Here is an 18,326-nt window from a genome sequence, read left to right on the forward strand (position 1 = left end):
TAAGCCTGCCAGCGCCGATGGTACTGCGAAAGCGGGAGAGTAGGACGCCGCCAGTTTTTATTAAAAGTCTCATACATGTACTTGTATGAGACTTTTTTTTGCATATACCCCAACTCCAACATCTCAATACTTCAAGCATTATCATTACTCCAATCATTATATTAATACACCAATACCTCAAAATAAATGTAACATAACAATGTAACAATATTACAGTATAGATATATCAATCAAATTGTATTGTTAGAGTCAAATCAATTGTGTCAATCAACTACTTTCTATTATACATCAATCATCCAGGAGTAAAAAGATTTAAGGAATAGGAATACTTAAGCTCCCAACGCGAAACTCAAGTTCATAGGCTCCCATATTCTATCCCGCGTAGGAAATATTCAATAGGGTCGGGCTTTAGCCCGGCCTCAATGAATGAATCAAGCAATAAATCAATACATAAAAATCCACCGGCTTTAGCCGAAATATACAGATACGTTCAAAAAAAGTTGTCTTTTATCCAGGAGCTTCTTAAAATCAATACAATTGGCTCCGTCTTTACTCCTTTTAATAAGGAACTTTCCCAATAATTTTTTGCTTAGAAAGAACGACATACTATCATATATAATTTATTCTCAGGAATAATTCAACTGACAGTATTTAATAAACAGTTTTTAATACAAATGAAACCAGAATTTTACCTGACAATATTTTCACACTATTTAAAAAATAGATAGAGAGCTTAGGTAATGATCAATAAAAAGAGGCTGCTTCACATGGAAACAGCCTCTTTTTGTATGTATTGTTGTCTGAATTACTTTTTCTTGTAAGCAGCATCTTTGATTCTAGCTTTCTTACCTCTAAGGTCTCTGAAGTAATAAATTCTAGATCTTCTAACTCTACCTCTTCTGTCAACTTCAATTTTTTGAAGAGCAGGCATGTTGATAGGGAATACTCTTTCTACACCTACATCACCACTCATCTTTCTGATGGTAAAAGTTTTTGTAGATCCAGTACCTCTTAATTGAATTACGGTACCTTTGAAGAACTGAGTTCTTGTCTTTTGTCCTTCTTTAATTTCGTAATACACAGTGATTGTATCACCGGCTTTGAATTCAGGGAATTCTTTTTTTGTAATGTACTTGTCTTGTACGTACTTTAATAAATCCATTTTTAATAAAATAAAATGTTAAGGCTAAGCAACTTACACGCTTTTCGTCAGAGGTTGAATAACAGATTGCAAATATACAAAATAGTTTTTGAAATAAACAAATAATTTTATGTTATTAAACTACCTGTTTTCAGCAGGTTCCATTCTTAAAAATTAACATACCATTGATTTTAATATCAGCCTGAGTTTACATTGGTCTTCTACTTTTGCACGAAATATAAATAGGGGGTCTTAAGGCTACTAACATATAATTCCATGTCTTACTCCCTATTTTTAAACTTAAAAGTATTATGAAAAATTATTTATTCTTTTTTTGTTTGGTCGTCAACATGGCATTTGGGCAGACCTTATTTCCTTATTTACAGAATCCGGCGCCCAATTCTATGATTGTTAATTGGAAAACGGCTTCCAATAATGAGACAACGGTTATTTATGGAAATTCACCAACCAGTCTGAATGTGACCGTTACAGGGACTACTAATATCTTTTCGGATACAGGATACAATAATAACTACTATTACCACACTGCAAAAATTACCAATTTACAGCCGAACACAAAATATTATTATAAAATAAAAACAGGAACCAGTGAATCTGCCATATATAATTTCAGAACACTTCCCTTACCGGGACAGGCGGCTACTGCAGATGGTAAAATCCGGTTTTTGATTATGGGAGATAACCAGATCAAAGCTGAACCAAGATATGATACGCTTACCTTAAATGCATTTAAAAAATTAAAACAAAAATTTGGAGCAGATTCAGATCCTTCTGATAATGTTGCGCTTACTTTTATGGTAGGAGACCAGGTAGATGTAGGGACATTAGATCATTATGAGAATGTTCATTTTAAAAAGAATATCAAGCTGTCACCGTATCTTCCAATACAGACAACGGTAGGAAATCATGAAACCTATGGGACGATGGGGATGAACTCTTATTATGCCCATTTTTATATTGATGAAATTAAATATAAAAATATCGCCTCCGGAAATGAAAACTATTATGCCCAGCAGGCAGGAAATGTATTATTTATAAGTTTAAGCTCCGAACATACAGGTTCTGAACAGCAAACATGGCTGCAGCAGATTTTAAATGCTGCCAATAATGATTCTACGGTAGACTGGATTATTTCATTAAGTCACAGACCTTATCAGGCAGAGCAATATGTGGGAGATATTTCTACATGGGTAAGAAATAATGCGGTACCACTTTTAACGACTTCCAATAAATATTTAATGCATGTTGGAGCGCATCACCACTTATATCATAGGGGACAGCTTAAAAATACACCTAACTATCAGATAATTTCCGGGGGTACGGCCTGGGATCAATATTGGGGAATGTCCACAGAGCAGGATTTTGATGATGTTCAGAAAACATTGACAGACTGGACGTACCAGATTGTTGAAGTAGATGTATTAAGTGGAAAAGTAGATGTGGAATGTTATTCTATCGGTGGAGTATATAATAAAAAATATAATGAACTGGTCGATACTTTTCATAGGTATAAAAATCAGCCTAAACCCGCTAAACCGTCTATTACAAATACATTCTCTGCTCCGGTAACATTACCGTTGACTTTAAATGGAAGTGCTTTTTCATCGCCAAACGGAGAACTTTTAAATACCACCCAGTTTTTAATAAGTAAGGCAGCTGATTTTTCAGTGATTGAAAAGGAATTGTACCGTGATTATGAGAACTGGTTCGGAAAAGACGGAAATACAACTCCTGATAAAACAAAAAATTTAAACGCCGGAATTGACATTACCAAGGCAACATTTGCCACCAATTCTATATCCAATGGAATATATTATGTGAAAACCAGATACAGAGACAGAAATCTGGAGTGGAGTGACTGGAGTGATGTCAAACAGTTTGAAATTACAGGAAGTGTAGTCTCTAATCCGACTTTTGTTTTAGATAAAACTGAATACACACAAAATGAACCGATAACGGCTACTTACACGGGAGGCCCGGGGAACCAGCAGGATTGGGCGGGAATTTATAAAAAAGGACAGACTCCGGCTTCTGTGACTTCCCAAGGATTTGTTTATACCAACGGACAGACGGCAGGAACAGCTCTTTTCAGCAATGGTATGGCGGTTAAAGGGCAGTATTTTGCAGGTTTCTTTGCTAACAACGGATATACGGAAATTACAGGCAGAAAAAACTTTTATGTAGGGCCAAAGGTACAGCTTCAAACTACAGCCGATACATATCCTGTGGGCGGAACGGTTGTTATAAATTTCAGCAACGGACCAAATCTGGTAAAAGACTGGATCGGTATTTATAAAATGGGCCAGACGCCGGGAACCAATACCTCTCTCAAATGGAATTATGTAACCACACCTGCGGGAACCCTTAATTTTACAGGACTTCCGAAAGGATATTATTACGCGCAATATTTATTGGAAGACGGATATACTGGAATCGGTGACAAAGTATTCTTTAAAGTAGGGGATATTGTAACAGAATTATGGATCAACAAGCCGGTGTATACACTAGGGGAAAATATTACGGCTTCATGGACGGATTCTCCGGGGATTATCAAAGACTGGCTGGGAATTTATCCTCAGAATGTTCAGATTCCGGATGATAACTTTGTTTCCTATACTTATTTTGATGGAGTAACTCAAGGTACTAAAACAATCCAGGGGACAGCTCTTCCAACGACTCCCGGAAACTATTATATGGTAATGTTTACCAATGATTCCTATACAGAAGTTTCGAACAGGACGCAGTTTCAGGTGACTTCGGCCACGTTAGGAACTGATGAAGTAAAAAACAGCACCCAGAAAAATGTAATTTTATATCCCAATCCTACAAAACCGGGAGAACCTACCTTCATTAAAAGTGATTATCCGATTGAAAAAATTGAGTTGGTATCAGCTTCAGGAGAACTCTTGTACGAATCAAAAAATATTCACAATCAGCGTTTTTCTCTCGTGAATGAAAATCTTCCGAAAGGAGTGTATTTTGTGAAAGTTCACACAAGAAAGTTATTTACTTTAAAACTAGTGATACAGTAAATCATTACAATATCACACACAAAAGAAGCGGGAATTAAATATTTGCGCTTTCTTTTTATCGATTAAGAATCATTCTTACAGGCAGGTCAAATGGAAGATATAATCAAAAAATCCTTAGTATCGGATATATGAGAAAATTTATTAAATTTAGGCAACAGAAAATCTAATGTTATCATGATAGATAAAAGAGTAAAAAATGCACAGGAGGCCATAGACGGAATTAAAGATGGAATGACTTTAATGTTGGGCGGATTTGGACTTTGCGGTATTCCTGAAAATTCAATTAATGCTTTGGTAGATAGTGATGTAAAAGACTTAACATGTATTTCAAATAATGCCGGAGTTGACGATTTTGGATTAGGATTATTGCTTCATAAAAGACAAATCAAAAAAATGATTTCCTCTTATGTAGGAGAAAATGCAGAATTCGAAAGACAGATGCTTTCAGGAGAATTGGATGTTGAACTGACGCCGCAAGGTACTCTTGCAGAGAAATGCAGAGCTGCTCAGGCAGGAATTCCTGCTTTTTATACCCCTGCAGGATTCGGAACGGAGATCGCAGAAGGTAAAGAAGTGAAAGATTTTGATGGGAAACCGCATATCCTGGAACATGCTTACAAAGCAAACTTCTCTATCGTGAAAGCCTGGAAAGGAGATTATGCCGGAAACCTTATTTTTAAAGGATCTGCAAGGAATTTCAACCATCCTATGGCTGGTGCCGCAGAAATCACCATTGCCGAAGTAGAAGAACTGGTGGAACCGGGACAATTAGATCCTAACGAAATTCATATCCCGGGAATTATGATCCAAAGGATTTTCCAGGGCGAAAAATTTGAAAAAAGAATTGAGCAGAGAACGGTCAGAACAAAAGAATAAGTTCTGCAAAGACTATATTTAAAACAAAAAGCGCTGAAAATATTTCAGCGCTTTTTTTGTGTTATGCTTCCGGTGAAATGAGCATCTTTCTTTCCCCGATCTGTTGTCGCCACATGGCGTAATACAAACCTTTTTCAGCAATTAAATTGTTATGGGAACCCATTTCTATCACCTGTCCGCGTTCAAGGACATAAATCCGGTCTGCATGCATAATTGTACTTAAACGATGCGCAATAAGTACCGTGATCTGTTCCTTTTCTTTTGAAATATCTTTAATCGTAGACGTTATTTCTTCTTCAGTAATACTGTCCAACGCTGAAGTGGCTTCATCAAAAATCAGTAAATGAGGTTTTCTTAAAAGTGCCCGTGCAATGGCAATTCTTTGTTTCTCTCCACCACTCAATTTCAGTCCGCCTTCACCAATGACAGTTTCTATACCTTTTTCAGCTCGTTCCAACAATGCTGTACAGCTTGATTTCTGTAAAGCGATTTCCAGATCCAATTCTGTAGCGTTAGGGTTTACAAAAAGAAGATTTTCCTTAATGGTTCCTGCAAAAAGCTGAGTGTCTTGGGTCACAAAACCAATTTGATTTCTCAGTTCATCAAAATCGAATTCTTTTCCATTAATAGTATTGTAAAAAATATTTCCCTCCTGAGGTCTGTACAATCCAACCAGTAATTTTACCAATGTACTTTTCCCGGAACCACTAGGTCCCACAAAAGCAATAGTTTCGCCATTTTTAACATCAAAAGAGATATTATTTAAAGCTTTATACTGGGCAGACTGGTGTTTAAAAGAAACGTGTTTAAATTCCAATTCTTCAATAGCACCAATTTGTTTGGGATGAAGCGGTTTTTCTTCCACTTCTTTTTTCATTAAATTATCAAAATTAAAAAGAGAAGCCTCAGCCTCACGGTATGAAATGATGATATTCCCGATTTCCTGCATTGGTCCGAAAATGAAGAAACCATAAAACATAAGAGACAGGTACTGTCCCGGAGTTACAATATTTTTAAAAATTAAAAGCAATAAGGTCATCGTAATCATCTGTTGAAGAAAATTGACCATTGTTCCCTGGATAAAGCTCAAAGAACGAATGCTTTTCACCTTTCTGAGTTCAAGACCTAAAATTTTGTACGTATTGTTATTTAAACGGATCACTTCCTGATTGGTTAATCCTAAACTTTTAACAATTTCTATATTTCTTAAACTTTCTGTAGTACTTCCAGCTAAAGCGGTGGTCTCCGAAACAATGTTTTTCTGAATACTTTTTATTCTTTTACTCAATAAATTGGTAATGAATGCAATCAGGAAAATTCCGCAGATATAGACAGGCATGATCGACCAATGTAAGCGGATAGCATACACCGAAACGAAAATAATGCTGACCAAAATTCCGAAGAAGATATTAATAAAACTGGTAATGAATTTTACGGTATCTTCTCTTACTTTTGTTAAAATTGACAGGGTTTCACCACTCCTTTGATCTTCAAATTCCTGATAAGGCAATGCCATTGAATGTTTCAAGCCGTCCGTAAAGATTTTTGCCCCAAATTTTTGAGTGATAACGCTTACTGCATAATCCTGAAAAGCTTTAGCAATCCGGCTTACCATCGCAGTTCCGATGAGTAATGTTAAAAAATAAAACACACCATGGTAAATTCCGTCTCCGTATAAATATTGATTCAGATTTCTGGGTAAGAGTTTTTCTTTATCAAAGAAATTAGGATGGGTAACCAGTTTATCAAGGATATTACCAGTAATAGCTGGCGCAAATAAAGAAAAAACCTGGTTAATGGTTGCCAAAAACAAAGAAAAGGCGATCAACCATTTGTAAGGCTTAAGGTATTTTAAAAGTATTTTCATTCTACAAAATAATGGTGCAAAATTAAAGATATTATTTTGACTTACAGTACTAACATGAGTTTGGGTTAAGAAAATTAATATAATGCGGCTGGAGCCGGAGGAGAGAGGTTAGAAATTACTGATATTTTCAGGAAACTTTGCCTCAGGGTAATTTATCGGGGATATAATATCTAAAAATGAAAGCTTTATCCCGAATCCAAGTGGTGGTGGTAATTTTGAATAACAAAGATCTTTTGTATTCAAGTGAAAAGAATTAAATTGCAGTTTAAGTTTTTATTATGCTTACAAAAGAACAAATTGCTAAAAGGATTTCAAAAGAACTGAAAGACCGTTACTATGTAAACCTGGGAATTGGAATCCCTACTTTGGTTGCCAACTACGTTCCAGAGGGTATTTCCGTAGAATTCCAGAGTGAAAACGGAGTTCTCGGTATGGGCCCTTTTCCTTTCGAAGGTGAAGAAGATGCAGATGTCATCAATGCTGGAAAACAGACGATCACTATTCTGCCTGGAGGTTCGTTTTTCGATTCAGCCTTCAGTTTCGGGATGATCCGCGGCCAGAAAGTAGATTTAACCATTCTTGGAGCAATGGAAGTTTCCGAAAACGGAGATATTGCCAACTGGAAAATTCCGGGAAAAATGGTAAAAGGAATGGGGGGTGCTATGGATTTGGTGGCTTCTGCTGAAAATATTATCGTTGCCATGATGCACGTAAACAAAGCAGGAGAAAGTAAAATTCTGAAAAAATGTACACTGCCTTTAACGGGTGTTAATTGCGTAAAAAGAGTAGTGACCGAACTAGCAGTGTTGGATGTAACTCCAGAAGGATTCAAGCTGGTAGAAAGAGCACCTGGTGTTTCAGTAGAACATATCGTACAATCTACAGAAGCAGAGCTGATCATAGAAGGAGAAATCCCTGAAATGCAGTTTTAAAAAGTCTGCAAAAACTACACAGAATTTAATAAAACACATACTAAACAGTAGAGATTCTCGGATCTTTACTGTTTTTTCTTTTAGTTAATAATCTCAATTAGATATTTCATACTATAATTTACAGTTACCAGGCAGATGGAAACAAATACTAGATGAATTTCTACACTTACTAGTTGATTCTTTATTCTACAGATAATAAACTACAATTTTATGCTATAGAATTAATCACAAGCGGAATCCCAAAAGCTTTTAAAAGAGTAGGAAACATCAAATACAAAATTTATTATGACAAATCTGGTTATTATTTTAGGAACGGCACTTTTAACATGCTACACTTCACTGTCGCCTGCCCCCAAGGCAAACATTAATCCCAATACAACTACAGCTCCAGCCGAAAAATTGAAAGCAACGACGTATTATGTTGTAAACAAGAGAACAGGAGTAGCTGCACGTAATGCTGCAGAAGCAGACCAAATTGCCAACGTTTCCGCTCCATATGGGAATATAGCCTATCTGGGCAGCACTGCTTGCCGTGCGTGGTGGTTAAACCAACCTGTAGTTCCGGGTGGGGTCACCTGGTCTTACTACTATTATGCAGGATCAACGATTAGTACTACGAATAATCTACTTCTTATTCTTTTCTGTCCTTTATAGGAAACATCTTTATCAAGTTTAAAAGTGTGACATTTTAACACAAAAAAGCCAGAGTAAACATGTTTATTCTGGCTTTTACTTCTTAAAAAAAGATATTATTTACTATCCTGAGCTCCGAAAACCTTCTGTAAAATACTTGTCGTTCTCATCACAGAATTATTTCTGATTCCGCTTTCTTTTTCTGCAACCATTTTGAAAACACCGTTAATGGTTTCAGTCGTTACATATTCATTAAGATCGGTGGTTACCGCCTGTCCTGTCAGCATATTGTACTTTGAAATAAGGCTTTTCCAAACCGTATCAGCACCTACTTTTCCTAAAGATGCCTTCACTTTTGGCTGGAAAGCTGTAAACAACTGACTCTGAGTTTTGGTTTGCAAATAATTAGTTGCTGCATTATCCGTTCCCAATAAAATATTTTTTGCATCCGTAATTGTCATCGAAGTAATGGCATTGGCAAAAATAGGAGCTGATTCAGTAACGGCATCTTCAGCTGCTCTGTTCAGTAATTTTACTCCCTGATCTGCAAGGCTTCCCAGGCCTACCATACGAAGTTTTGTGTCAATTGCTCTTAATTTTTCAGGCATTAAGATTTTAACCAGGTCATTTTTATAAAAACCATCAGTAACTCCTAATTTCTTTACTCCTTCAGTAACTCCAAGATTTAAGGCTTGCTTTAATCCGGATGAAACCTCTGTTGATGTAAGACTATTAAGATTTATAGGAGAAGTTTTGGGGGATGATGTAGTGGTAGTGGTACTTGTAGTGCTTTTTGTTTTGATCGGAGTATTAAGATCAATACCTGTTTTATCTTTAACTGTAGATTTTATAACATCTAAAATTTGTGCCTGTGAAGAAGCTGAAACAAAAAGTCCAGCTGTTACTAAAATAATTTTTCTCATTGTATATTTTTGCAAATTTAGATGTTTTATTGGGGAATAGGTTAAATCATAAGTTAAGTTTTTAATAAAATAATTATATTCGCTACAACCTAAATCATACTTAGATGCGACGTTTTCTTTTTGTATTTTCTGTTCTTGTTTCAACTGCTTTTCATGCTCAGACGAAACTGGATTTAATACCTTATCCTCAAAGCGTAACCATGCAGGAAGGTACGTTCATTATTCCCGAGACGCTGATATTGAATAATAAGCTCCCCAAAGAAGAAACAGAATATTTCAAAAAACGTCTGGGTTCCCAGGTTAAATTTCAAACCAGCAGCAGTACAGAAAAGGTTCATGTGATGCATATGCTGGTACCACAACCGAAAATCCCTATTCATCCTGAAGAGGATAAAGAAAAATATTCTATTTACATCTCTCCGAAAAGAATTTTAATAAGTTCTTATACCAAACAAGGTTATTTTTTGGCACTTCAAACATTGATACAGCTTTTTGAAGAATATAAAGACAGCAGAGAAATTCCAGCTATGGAAATCAATGATCAGCCGAAGTTTGCATGGCGGGGAATGCATCTGGACGTCTGCCGTCATTTCTTCAACGTAGAAGAAGTAAAACAGTACATTGATTATCTGGCGATGTATAAACTCAATACCTTTCACTGGCATTTAACAGATGATCAGGGCTGGAGAATTGAAATAAAAAAATATCCTAAGCTTACCGAAATCGGTTCAAAGAGAAAAGAATCGATGATCGGAGCATATGTCGACAATACGTTTGACGGAAAACCGTACGGGCCTTATTTCTATACGCAGGAACAGATTAAAGAGGTGGTGAAATACGCTCAACAACGCCATATTACCATTGTTCCCGAAATAGAAATGCCTGGACATGCATTAGCGGCACTTTCCGCTTACCCTGAACTGGCTTGTACCAAAGGACCTTTTGAGGCCGCTACAAAATGGGGTGTTTTTGATGATGTATTTTGCCCGAAAGAAGAGACTTTTACCTTTTTAGAAAATGTATTGGATGAAGTGATCGCACTTTTCCCATCCCAATACATCCATATAGGAGGCGATGAATGTCCCAAAACACGATGGAAAGAATGTGCCCACTGCCAGGAACTGATCAAAAAAAATAACTTAAAAGATGAACATGGGTTACAGAGTTATTTCATTCAGAGAATAGAAAAATACATTAATAAAAAAGGAAGAAAAATCATTGGATGGGATGAAATTTTAGAAGGTGGATTGGCTCCCAATGCTGCTGTGATGAGCTGGACAGGCGTAAATGGTGGAATTGAAGCGGCAAAGTCCGGTCATTTTGCTGTAATGACTCCCGGATCATATTGCTATTTTGACCATTATCAGGGTGATCCGCAATCGGAACCCAATGCATTCGGAGGTTTTACTCCTTTAGATAAAGTATATTCTTATAGCCCTGTGCCGGCAGAGTTGAATGCAGAACAGGCAAAATATATTCTGGGGGTACAGGCTAATTTATGGACAGAATATATTCCGGATTTTAAACAAGTACAATACATGATTTTCCCAAGGATTATGGCGCTTTCCGAAGTTGCATGGGGAACTGCCGATTCAAAAAATTACAAAGATTTTGAAAACAGAGTGGTTCATCAGTTTGCAGCATTAGATAAAATGAATATTAATTATGCAAAAAGTATCTATAATATTTCTGCAAAAGTAATTCCGGGAAATAATGGGATTGCCTATGAACTTTCAACCTCACAAAATCCAGCCGGAATAAAATATACAGTGGATGGTACAGATCCTACACTACAATCGCAAACGTATCAGCAACCGATTCCGGTGTTGAAGTCAACGACTATAAAATCAGCTTATTTTGAAAATAATCAGTTGAAAAGTGCCATATCCTCCCAAACATTTACAGTTTCCAAAACAACAGGGAAAACAATCACATTAGAACAGCAGCCAAGTGAAAATTATTCATTCGGAGGTGCTTTTACCTTGGTAGATGGTATTATAGGCAATCCCAGACAGTTGGGCAAAACGTGGCTGGGTTTTCAGGGAAAGGATGTAGTAGCTGTTATTGATCTTGGGCAAAAGACAAATTTTACGGAAGTCTATTTTAATACCCTGGAAAATAAAGGAAGTTGGATTCATTTGGCGAAATCTGCCCAAGTATTTATTTCCGATGACAATAAGAATTTTACCATGATCAAAGAAATCGGGAAAGATGAAATTCAGAATGCACAGGGAAAGATCAGACTGAATGTAGGAACTCAAAACTCAAAATATATCAAACTCAAAATAGAAAATGCCGGAATTATTCCTGCCGGAAATCCGGGAGCAAATTCTCAGGCATGGCTTTTCGTAGATGAAATCGGAGCCCTATAATTATAACACCTAAATTATGAATTCTAGAAGAAAATTTATAAAAAACACAGCGTTGGTGTCTTCCGCATTTTTGCTGAATCCGCTGGACCTGATTGCTAAAGAATTACCTGAAAGTAGTGCCATTATTAACAAACCGATCGTTCTTTCAACCTGGAATTTTGGATTAAAAGCCAATCAGGAAGCATGGACCATTTTAGGAAAAGGCGGCCGTGCTTTAGACGCGGTGGAAAAAGGAGTTCGGTTAGTGGAGCTAGATCCCAACGAAAGAAGCGTAGGCTATGGCGGTCGCCCTGACAGAGACGGCAGAGTAACATTGGATGCCTGTATCATGGATGAAAACTACAATATCGGTTCCGTGGCTGCCTTGGAAAATATTAAAAATCCTATCTCTGTGGCAAGAGCAGTGATGGAAAAAACACCTCACGTGATGTTGGTTGGTGATGGGGCATTACAGTTTGCTGTTTCCCAAGGTTTCAAAAAAGAAAACCTGCTCACTCCGGAATCAGAAAAAGAGTGGAAGGAATGGTTGAAAACCAGTGAATACAAGCCCGTTGCCAATATTGAAAACCATGATACAATCGGAATGATCGCATTGGATGCACAGGGAAATCTTTCCGGAGCCTGTACCACCAGTGGTATGGCTTTTAAAATGCACGGACGAGTAGGAGATTCCCCAATTATCGGAGCTGGATTATTTGTGGACAATGAAGTGGGCGCTGCAACAGCAACAGGTCATGGCGAAGAAGTAATCCGAACTGTGGGAACCCATCTGGTTGTTGAATTAATGAGACAGGGAAGAAATCCTATGCAGGCCTGTAAAGAAGCTGTAGAAAGGATTGTGAAGATTGCCCAGAGAAGAAATAAAGATTTAAAAGATATTCAGGTAGGCTTTATCGCATTGAATAAAAAAGGAGAATACGGTTCTTACTGTATTCAGGATGGGTTTAATTTTGCCGTGCAGGATCAGAAAGGAAACCGTCTGGAAAAACCTGAATTTGCTTTAAAATAAATTTTTAGATAGAATCAAATATGAAAAAAATAATCATTACTTCTTTATTATTGATGATGATGTGCTGTAAAGAAGAGAAGAAAGAAACAATAGTACCAGTCACAGATATTCCAAAAGAAAAAGTGGTTTCAGAAGGTAAGTCCAATGAATCTGAAGAAGCCAAAAAATGGCTGGTGGCAAGTATTGAAAAATTTTTCAAAACAGATCTTTCTACCATGGATAAGGCGATGCAGGATATTACAACCAAAGATTATTATGAGTATAAAACAGATGCTACCAATGTAGACATGGATGTAGATGGAAGTCTTACCTTAAAGGAATTTCAGGATAAATGGAAAGATAAATTCAATACAAAATATGCAGGGATAAATACAGGATTTCTTATTTCCGCTCAGGATTGGGTACATATTGAAGTTTCAAAATGTGAATTAGCTGCTATTTCAGGAGACGATGCCTTTGTTTTCGATGTAGAATTAAGAGATGAAGGTGTCAAGGCTTTTTTTGATCGTAAAATAGGAGTCGTAAAAAAAGGAAATAAATTTCTGATAGCAGATGTTATTGAAAAAGAATAAAATTAAAGTAAACTAAAATGTCAAAAATAGAAATAGCCTGTTTCAATCCGGAATCTGCAATCATAGCTTTTGAAAATGGAGCCGACAGAATAGAATTGTGCGACGGATTAAGTGAAGGCGGAACAACACCCGCTTTTGAAACAGTGAAACAACTTCGTGAAACAATCAACATTCCCATCTTTGTAATGATTCGTCCCAGAGGTGGAAATTTCACCTATTCTGATTCAGAATTTGAACAAATGAAGTCAGAATTGATTCAATTAAAATCCTTACATGTTGATGGTTTCGTTTTTGGAATTTTAGATGAACAGGAACAAGTGAATATGGGCCAAAATAAAACCTTAGTTGAATTGGCACATCCTTTACCCTGTACTTTTCATCGTGCTTTTGACAGAGCCAGAGATTTGGAAGATTCTTTGGAGAAAGTAATAGAATGCGGTTTTACAACCATTCTAACCTCAGGGCAGATGCCTAATGTTTCAGAAGGAAAAGAAAATTTAAAAACGCTGGTTGCACTTTCCAATGGCAGAATAGAAATACTGGTGGGCGGCGGTCTCCGTTCAACCAATATTCAGGAAATAAGAGCATACTCCAATGCTGTTTATTTTCACTCTTCTGCAATTACCGATGGCGGTTCATTTGCTGATACAGATGAAATTGCGGCTTTGAAAAATAGTTGATTTTTATTAGAATATACACGTAGTTTGTCATTCAGAATGAAGCATAAGCGGAGTGAAGAATCTCATTATAAAAAGAAGAAAGAGATTTCTCCTGTCGTCGAAATGACAAAGCAACTGTCATTCAGAACGAAGCGTGAGCGAAGTGAAGAATCTCAAATTCACATTCTTAAAGCTTCATTTTAATCTTAATGGTTCGAAATGAAGTGTATAGAGATTCCTTCGTTCCTCAGAATGACAAATAAAATCGTTACAATTGATATTTTCCTTCATGAATAAAACGCTCCTTTTTGCTTTTCTTCTTATTCAGAATATACTCTCTGCACAGTTTTCAGAAAGAAGTCTGTCTTTGGAAAAATGGCAGTTTAAAAATACAAAAGATAAAAACTGGCTTTCTGCAACAGTTCCCGGAACAGTCCATATGGATTTAATGGATCATAAACTTATTCCGGATCCCTTTAAAGATGATAATGAAAAAAAAGTGCAGTGGGTAGAAAATGAAGACTGGGAGTATCATACGACTTTTACCGTTACTCCAAAAGAACTTGAAAATCAAAATATTGATTTGGTTTTTAATGGATTAGATACTTTCACAGAGATTTATCTCAATGGCAAACTGTTGAGAAAAACGGACAATATGTTCAGGAAGTGGGAGATCCCGGTGAAAGAATATCTCAAATCAGGAGATAATCTGTTACAGGTCAATTTCAAATCAGCGGTTACTGAGGGCAAAGAACTCGCTAAAAAAGTTCCGTTTACCATGCCGGAATCTCCCAGAAGCTTTGTAAGGAAAGCTCAATACCAGTTTGGATGGGATTGGGGACCAAGACTGGTAACCGCAGGAATTTGGAAAGAGGTAAAACTCAATTTCTGGAATTTTGCAAAAATGAATTCCATAGGGATTTCGAGGAGAGATTCCCTTTCTAATCAGGCATTGGTAGATCTTAGAATTAATCTTGACATCCGGAAAAAGGGAAAATATAAAATCCTCATTAATGATGAGCTTTTAGAGGCTGATATTTTTAAAGGTGACATTTCAATAAGAAGTGCAAAGGTCATAAACAATGCTAAAATCTGGAATCCAAACGGAATGGGAAATCCTGATTTGACAAATTTTAATTTTAAACTGTTTAGGAATAATAAACTATTAGAAGAAAGAAACTATTCCATTGGTTTAAGAAAAATTGAATTAATTCAGGAAAAAGACGAAAAAGGAAAATCTTTTTATTTTAAAGTAAACGGGAAGCCTTTGTATATCAAAGGAACCAACTGGATTCCGGGTGATAGTTTTTCTCCAAGGATGAGTAAAGATAAATATCAAAAGCTCATTAAAGACTGTAAAGATGCCCATATGAATATGATTCGTGTTTGGGGCGGCGGAATCTACGAAGACGACGAATTTTACAAGGCTTGTGATGAAAACGGAATTCTCGTTTGGCAGGATTTTATGTTTGCAGGAAGCTTTTATCCTTCAGATGATAATTTTCAAAAAAATGTAGAGATGGAAGTCAAAGATCAGGTCGAAAGACTTCAAAATCATGCTTCCTTAGCGTTGTGGTGCGGAAATAATGAAATTGATGAAGCGATTGTCAATTGGGGATATCAGAAACAATTTAAATATTCAAAAGAAGATTCATTACAGGTTTGGAAAGATTATAAGAAGATTTTTCATGAAGTGATTCCCAATGCTATAAAAAAATATACAGCCAATTTCAGCAGTATCTACTGGCCGAGTTCACCCTCAATCGGATGGGGACATAAAGAAAGCTTAACAGAAGGAGATTCCCATTACTGGGGCGTTTGGTGGGGAGAACAGCCATTTGAAATCTACAACGAAAAAGTGGGACGGTTTATGTCTGAATATGGTTTTCAGGGAATGCCAACGCTGGAAACCACAAAATCAATGTTTTCCAGAAATCTGGATCTGAATCTGGAAAATACTACGATAAAAGCCCACGAAAAACATGCAAGAGGCTGGGAAATCATCAGTGAATACATGCAGCGTGATTATACAATTCCAACGGATTTTGTTCAATATAATTATGTCTCACAATTGCTCCAGGCACGAGGAATGCAGATCGCCATTGAGGCGCACCGACGGGCAAAACCGTACAATATGGGAACATTGTACTGGCAGCTTAATGACTGCTGGCCTGTCGTTTCCTGGTCTTCCATAGACTATTCGGGAAACTGGAAGGCATTGCATTATCAGCTGAAAAGAAGTTTTGAACAACAGGTTCTTCTTACCGAAGAAAAAGACGGAGCGCTACATTTTTATGCGGTAAATGATGGCGTAAACAAATTCAATGATGTTGTAGTGGAAATACAGGCTATCAAATGTAATGGGGAAGTTGTCAATGAAATAACCACATTTCGTGACGGAAAAACATTGGAAGGAATCGTAAAGTTTGACCCTATTAAAATTGAAAATGTAATTCCTGATTCAGATAAAAATGAGGTTTTTTTGAAATTAACTTTAAAAGACGGAAAAGGGCAGGTAATAGCCCAAAATACCCATTTCTTCTCCAAACCAAAAGATTTGAAGCTGGCAAAACCTACCATTACCATACAAAAAATCTCTTCCACACAAATACAGGTTTCGACTGACGTTTTGGCGAAAGATGTTTATCTGATGGGAGATTATCATTTCAGCGATAACTTTTTTGATCTGCTTCCCAACACAAGCCGGATCATACAAGTATCTGAACCATTCGAAAAAGTGGAGGTGATGACCCTTTGGGATGTACTGAAGAATTAAAATTGCTTTCCTCATAACAACTTTGAATAAAATGATCACGGCAGCTATTTTAGGAAAATAAATAAAAATTTACGGTGTCCAACTAAAAATTCAGCCGTAAATTTGCCTCATATTTCTTTAGAATTATGGTGAATTTTGTTTTGATTGCAGTATGCATTATTGCCGGAATGGTATTCAAAGCAACAAAATCTATCCATCCGGATGCCCACAAAGGCATTAATACATGGATTCTTTATCTTGCACTGCCTGCAGTTTCTTTTAAATATCTGCCCAAAGTTCATTGGACAATGGAAATGCTTTTCCCTATTGTTGCGACTTTCCTTATTGCTGTTTTCTGCTTCTTTTTTATGATGTTCTACAGTAAAAGCAAGGGGTATTCAAGAAGATCAAGAAGCACCATGGAGCTGGTAAGCGGGTATAGCAATACTTCTTTTATCGGATTTCCTTTGATCAGTGCTTTTTACGGAGAAGGCCTGTTAAGTATCGCAATTATCTGTGACCAGACGATGTTTTTTGCCCTGTCAACATTAGGAATTATTGCGGCGGTAAAAGGAGGAAGCAGATCCGGAAAAGTAAGTGCTCTGTTTATATTAAAAAGATTGATCACATTTCCTCCTCTCATAGGTTGTATTGCAGCATTAGTACTTTCACAATTCATTGATTTCACCGCAGCGGAACCATTCTTTGATAAACTTGCAGCAACCGTGAGTCCGCTGGCTTTATTTTCAGTGGGACTTCAGTTGAAATTTAACGGCTGGAAAAAATTAATCCCCCAAATGTCAACATCGATGCTTTATAAACTGATTCTGGCACCGGCAATGGTATTAGGATTGGCTTTATTAGTAGGGATCAAAGGAGATGTAGCGAAAATTACCATTTTTGAGGCTGCAATGCCTACAGTAGTCACTTCAAGTATCATTGCAGAACAATTCAGGTTAAATACCAAACTGACCAATTTAATCATAGGATTCAGTATCCTCGTAGGATTTGTGACTTCGACAGTCTGGTATTTCCTCATTGATCTTATTTTTTAACAGGCTCCAATTCAAAATCATACAGTATAATAGAATCAATCGGATCTTTCCATTGTTCAACAGAAGTTGCATTGCTGATGACAGGCATGATGGAAGTGGATGAATAACTTGAACCTCCTTTTAATCTCATCTTAGCCTTAAAATTCATCTTTTTTCCTGTTTTTTGAACAGTAATTAATACAAAAAGTGGGGTATTCATCATCTGTGCTTCAGAAAAGGTCATTTCTATGCTGTTGTCAGTAATTTTATCCCTTTCAAGATTTTTAAACATTTCCATGAGATCAATGGAATCAATGGCTTTTTGATCCTGAACCATGGTAAATCCGATGATTATATTGTTTCGGATTTTAGGCTGAAGAATGATTTTTTGTCCGATAGGAATGGTTATTTCTCCCTTGTTTAAAAGTACTTTTTCCTGCCCTTGAATACTAATGATTAAAAATAATGAGAGTAAAAAAAAGAATTTTTTCATGGTTATG

The 18,326-nt window shown here is 36.6% G+C and carries 14 protein-coding genes; 10 read left to right on the top strand and 4 right to left on the bottom strand.

Features of this window, described 5'->3' with window-relative positions:
• Positions 1-805 precede the first annotated feature (805 nt).
• Positions 806-1,162, bottom strand: a complete 357-nt coding sequence (gene rplS, locus SB679_RS07775) for a 50S ribosomal protein L19 (RefSeq protein ID WP_034709455.1) — start codon at positions 1,160-1,162, stop codon at positions 806-808.
• Between the two features lie 290 nt (positions 1,163-1,452).
• Here rplS and SB679_RS07780 point away from each other — a divergent pair, with 290 nt between their 5' ends.
• Complete coding sequence (locus tag SB679_RS07780) at positions 1,453-4,194, top strand: fibronectin type III domain-containing protein (protein WP_410701700.1); 2,742 nt, start codon at positions 1,453-1,455, stop codon at positions 4,192-4,194.
• A 174-nt stretch (positions 4,195-4,368) separates the two neighbouring features.
• On the top strand, positions 4,369-5,070 hold the full coding sequence (locus tag SB679_RS07785) for a CoA transferase subunit A (protein ID WP_410701701.1): 702 nt from the start codon (positions 4,369-4,371) through the stop codon (positions 5,068-5,070).
• 61 nt (positions 5,071-5,131) lie between these two features.
• Here SB679_RS07785 and SB679_RS07790 read toward each other — a convergent pair whose 3' ends face one another.
• Positions 5,132-6,937, bottom strand: a complete 1,806-nt coding sequence (locus SB679_RS07790; protein ID WP_410701702.1) for an ABC transporter ATP-binding protein — start codon at positions 6,935-6,937, stop codon at positions 5,132-5,134.
• Positions 6,938-7,215: 278 nt separating this feature from the next.
• On the opposite strand from SB679_RS07790, the gene SB679_RS07795 reads away from it, so the two are divergent.
• Positions 7,216-7,869: a CoA transferase subunit B gene (locus tag SB679_RS07795; protein ID WP_410701703.1), complete on the top strand. Its 654-nt coding sequence runs from the start codon at positions 7,216-7,218 to the stop codon at positions 7,867-7,869.
• A 285-nt stretch (positions 7,870-8,154) separates the two neighbouring features.
• The gene (locus tag SB679_RS07800; RefSeq protein WP_410701704.1) at positions 8,155-8,523 is read left to right on the top strand and encodes a hypothetical protein; all 369 of its coding nucleotides are present in this window, start codon (positions 8,155-8,157) and stop codon (positions 8,521-8,523) included.
• 95 nt (positions 8,524-8,618) lie between these two features.
• Here the strand turns inward: SB679_RS07800 and SB679_RS07805 are convergent, their stop codons facing one another.
• On the bottom strand, positions 8,619-9,425 hold the full coding sequence (locus tag SB679_RS07805) for a DUF4197 domain-containing protein (RefSeq protein WP_410701705.1): 807 nt from the start codon (positions 9,423-9,425) through the stop codon (positions 8,619-8,621).
• 104 nt (positions 9,426-9,529) lie between these two features.
• Here SB679_RS07805 and SB679_RS07810 point away from each other — a divergent pair, with 104 nt between their 5' ends.
• The 6 genes from SB679_RS07810 to SB679_RS07835 all read left to right on the top strand — a co-directional run bounded on the left by SB679_RS07810 (position 9,530) and on the right by SB679_RS07835 (position 17,847).
• The gene (locus tag SB679_RS07810) at positions 9,530-11,797 is read left to right on the top strand and encodes a family 20 glycosylhydrolase (RefSeq protein WP_410701706.1); all 2,268 of its coding nucleotides are present in this window, start codon (positions 9,530-9,532) and stop codon (positions 11,795-11,797) included.
• 16 nt (positions 11,798-11,813) lie between these two features.
• Positions 11,814-12,806, top strand: a complete 993-nt coding sequence (locus tag SB679_RS07815; RefSeq protein WP_410701707.1) for an isoaspartyl peptidase/L-asparaginase family protein — start codon at positions 11,814-11,816, stop codon at positions 12,804-12,806.
• A gap of 20 nt (positions 12,807-12,826) precedes the next feature.
• Positions 12,827-13,378 (top strand): hypothetical protein, encoded by a 552-nt coding sequence (locus tag SB679_RS07820; protein WP_410701708.1) that lies wholly within the window; start codon positions 12,827-12,829, stop codon positions 13,376-13,378.
• 17 nt (positions 13,379-13,395) lie between these two features.
• Positions 13,396-14,058, top strand: a complete 663-nt coding sequence (locus tag SB679_RS07825) for a copper homeostasis protein CutC (RefSeq protein ID WP_410701709.1) — start codon at positions 13,396-13,398, stop codon at positions 14,056-14,058.
• A gap of 268 nt (positions 14,059-14,326) precedes the next feature.
• The gene (locus SB679_RS07830; RefSeq protein WP_410701710.1) at positions 14,327-16,813 is read left to right on the top strand and encodes a beta-mannosidase; all 2,487 of its coding nucleotides are present in this window, start codon (positions 14,327-14,329) and stop codon (positions 16,811-16,813) included.
• A gap of 125 nt (positions 16,814-16,938) precedes the next feature.
• Positions 16,939-17,847 (top strand): AEC family transporter, encoded by a 909-nt coding sequence (locus SB679_RS07835; protein ID WP_410701711.1) that lies wholly within the window; start codon positions 16,939-16,941, stop codon positions 17,845-17,847.
• On the opposite strand, the gene SB679_RS07840 is transcribed toward SB679_RS07835, so the two are convergent.
• On the bottom strand, positions 17,837-18,319 hold the full coding sequence (locus SB679_RS07840) for a hypothetical protein (protein ID WP_410701712.1): 483 nt from the start codon (positions 18,317-18,319) through the stop codon (positions 17,837-17,839). The genes SB679_RS07835 and SB679_RS07840 overlap by 11 nt on opposite strands.
• Between the last annotated feature and the right edge of the window lie 7 nt (positions 18,320-18,326).

Source organism: Chryseobacterium sp. SIMBA_029, assembly GCF_046535275.1.
Classification (GTDB): Bacteria; Bacteroidota; Bacteroidia; order Flavobacteriales; family Weeksellaceae; genus Chryseobacterium.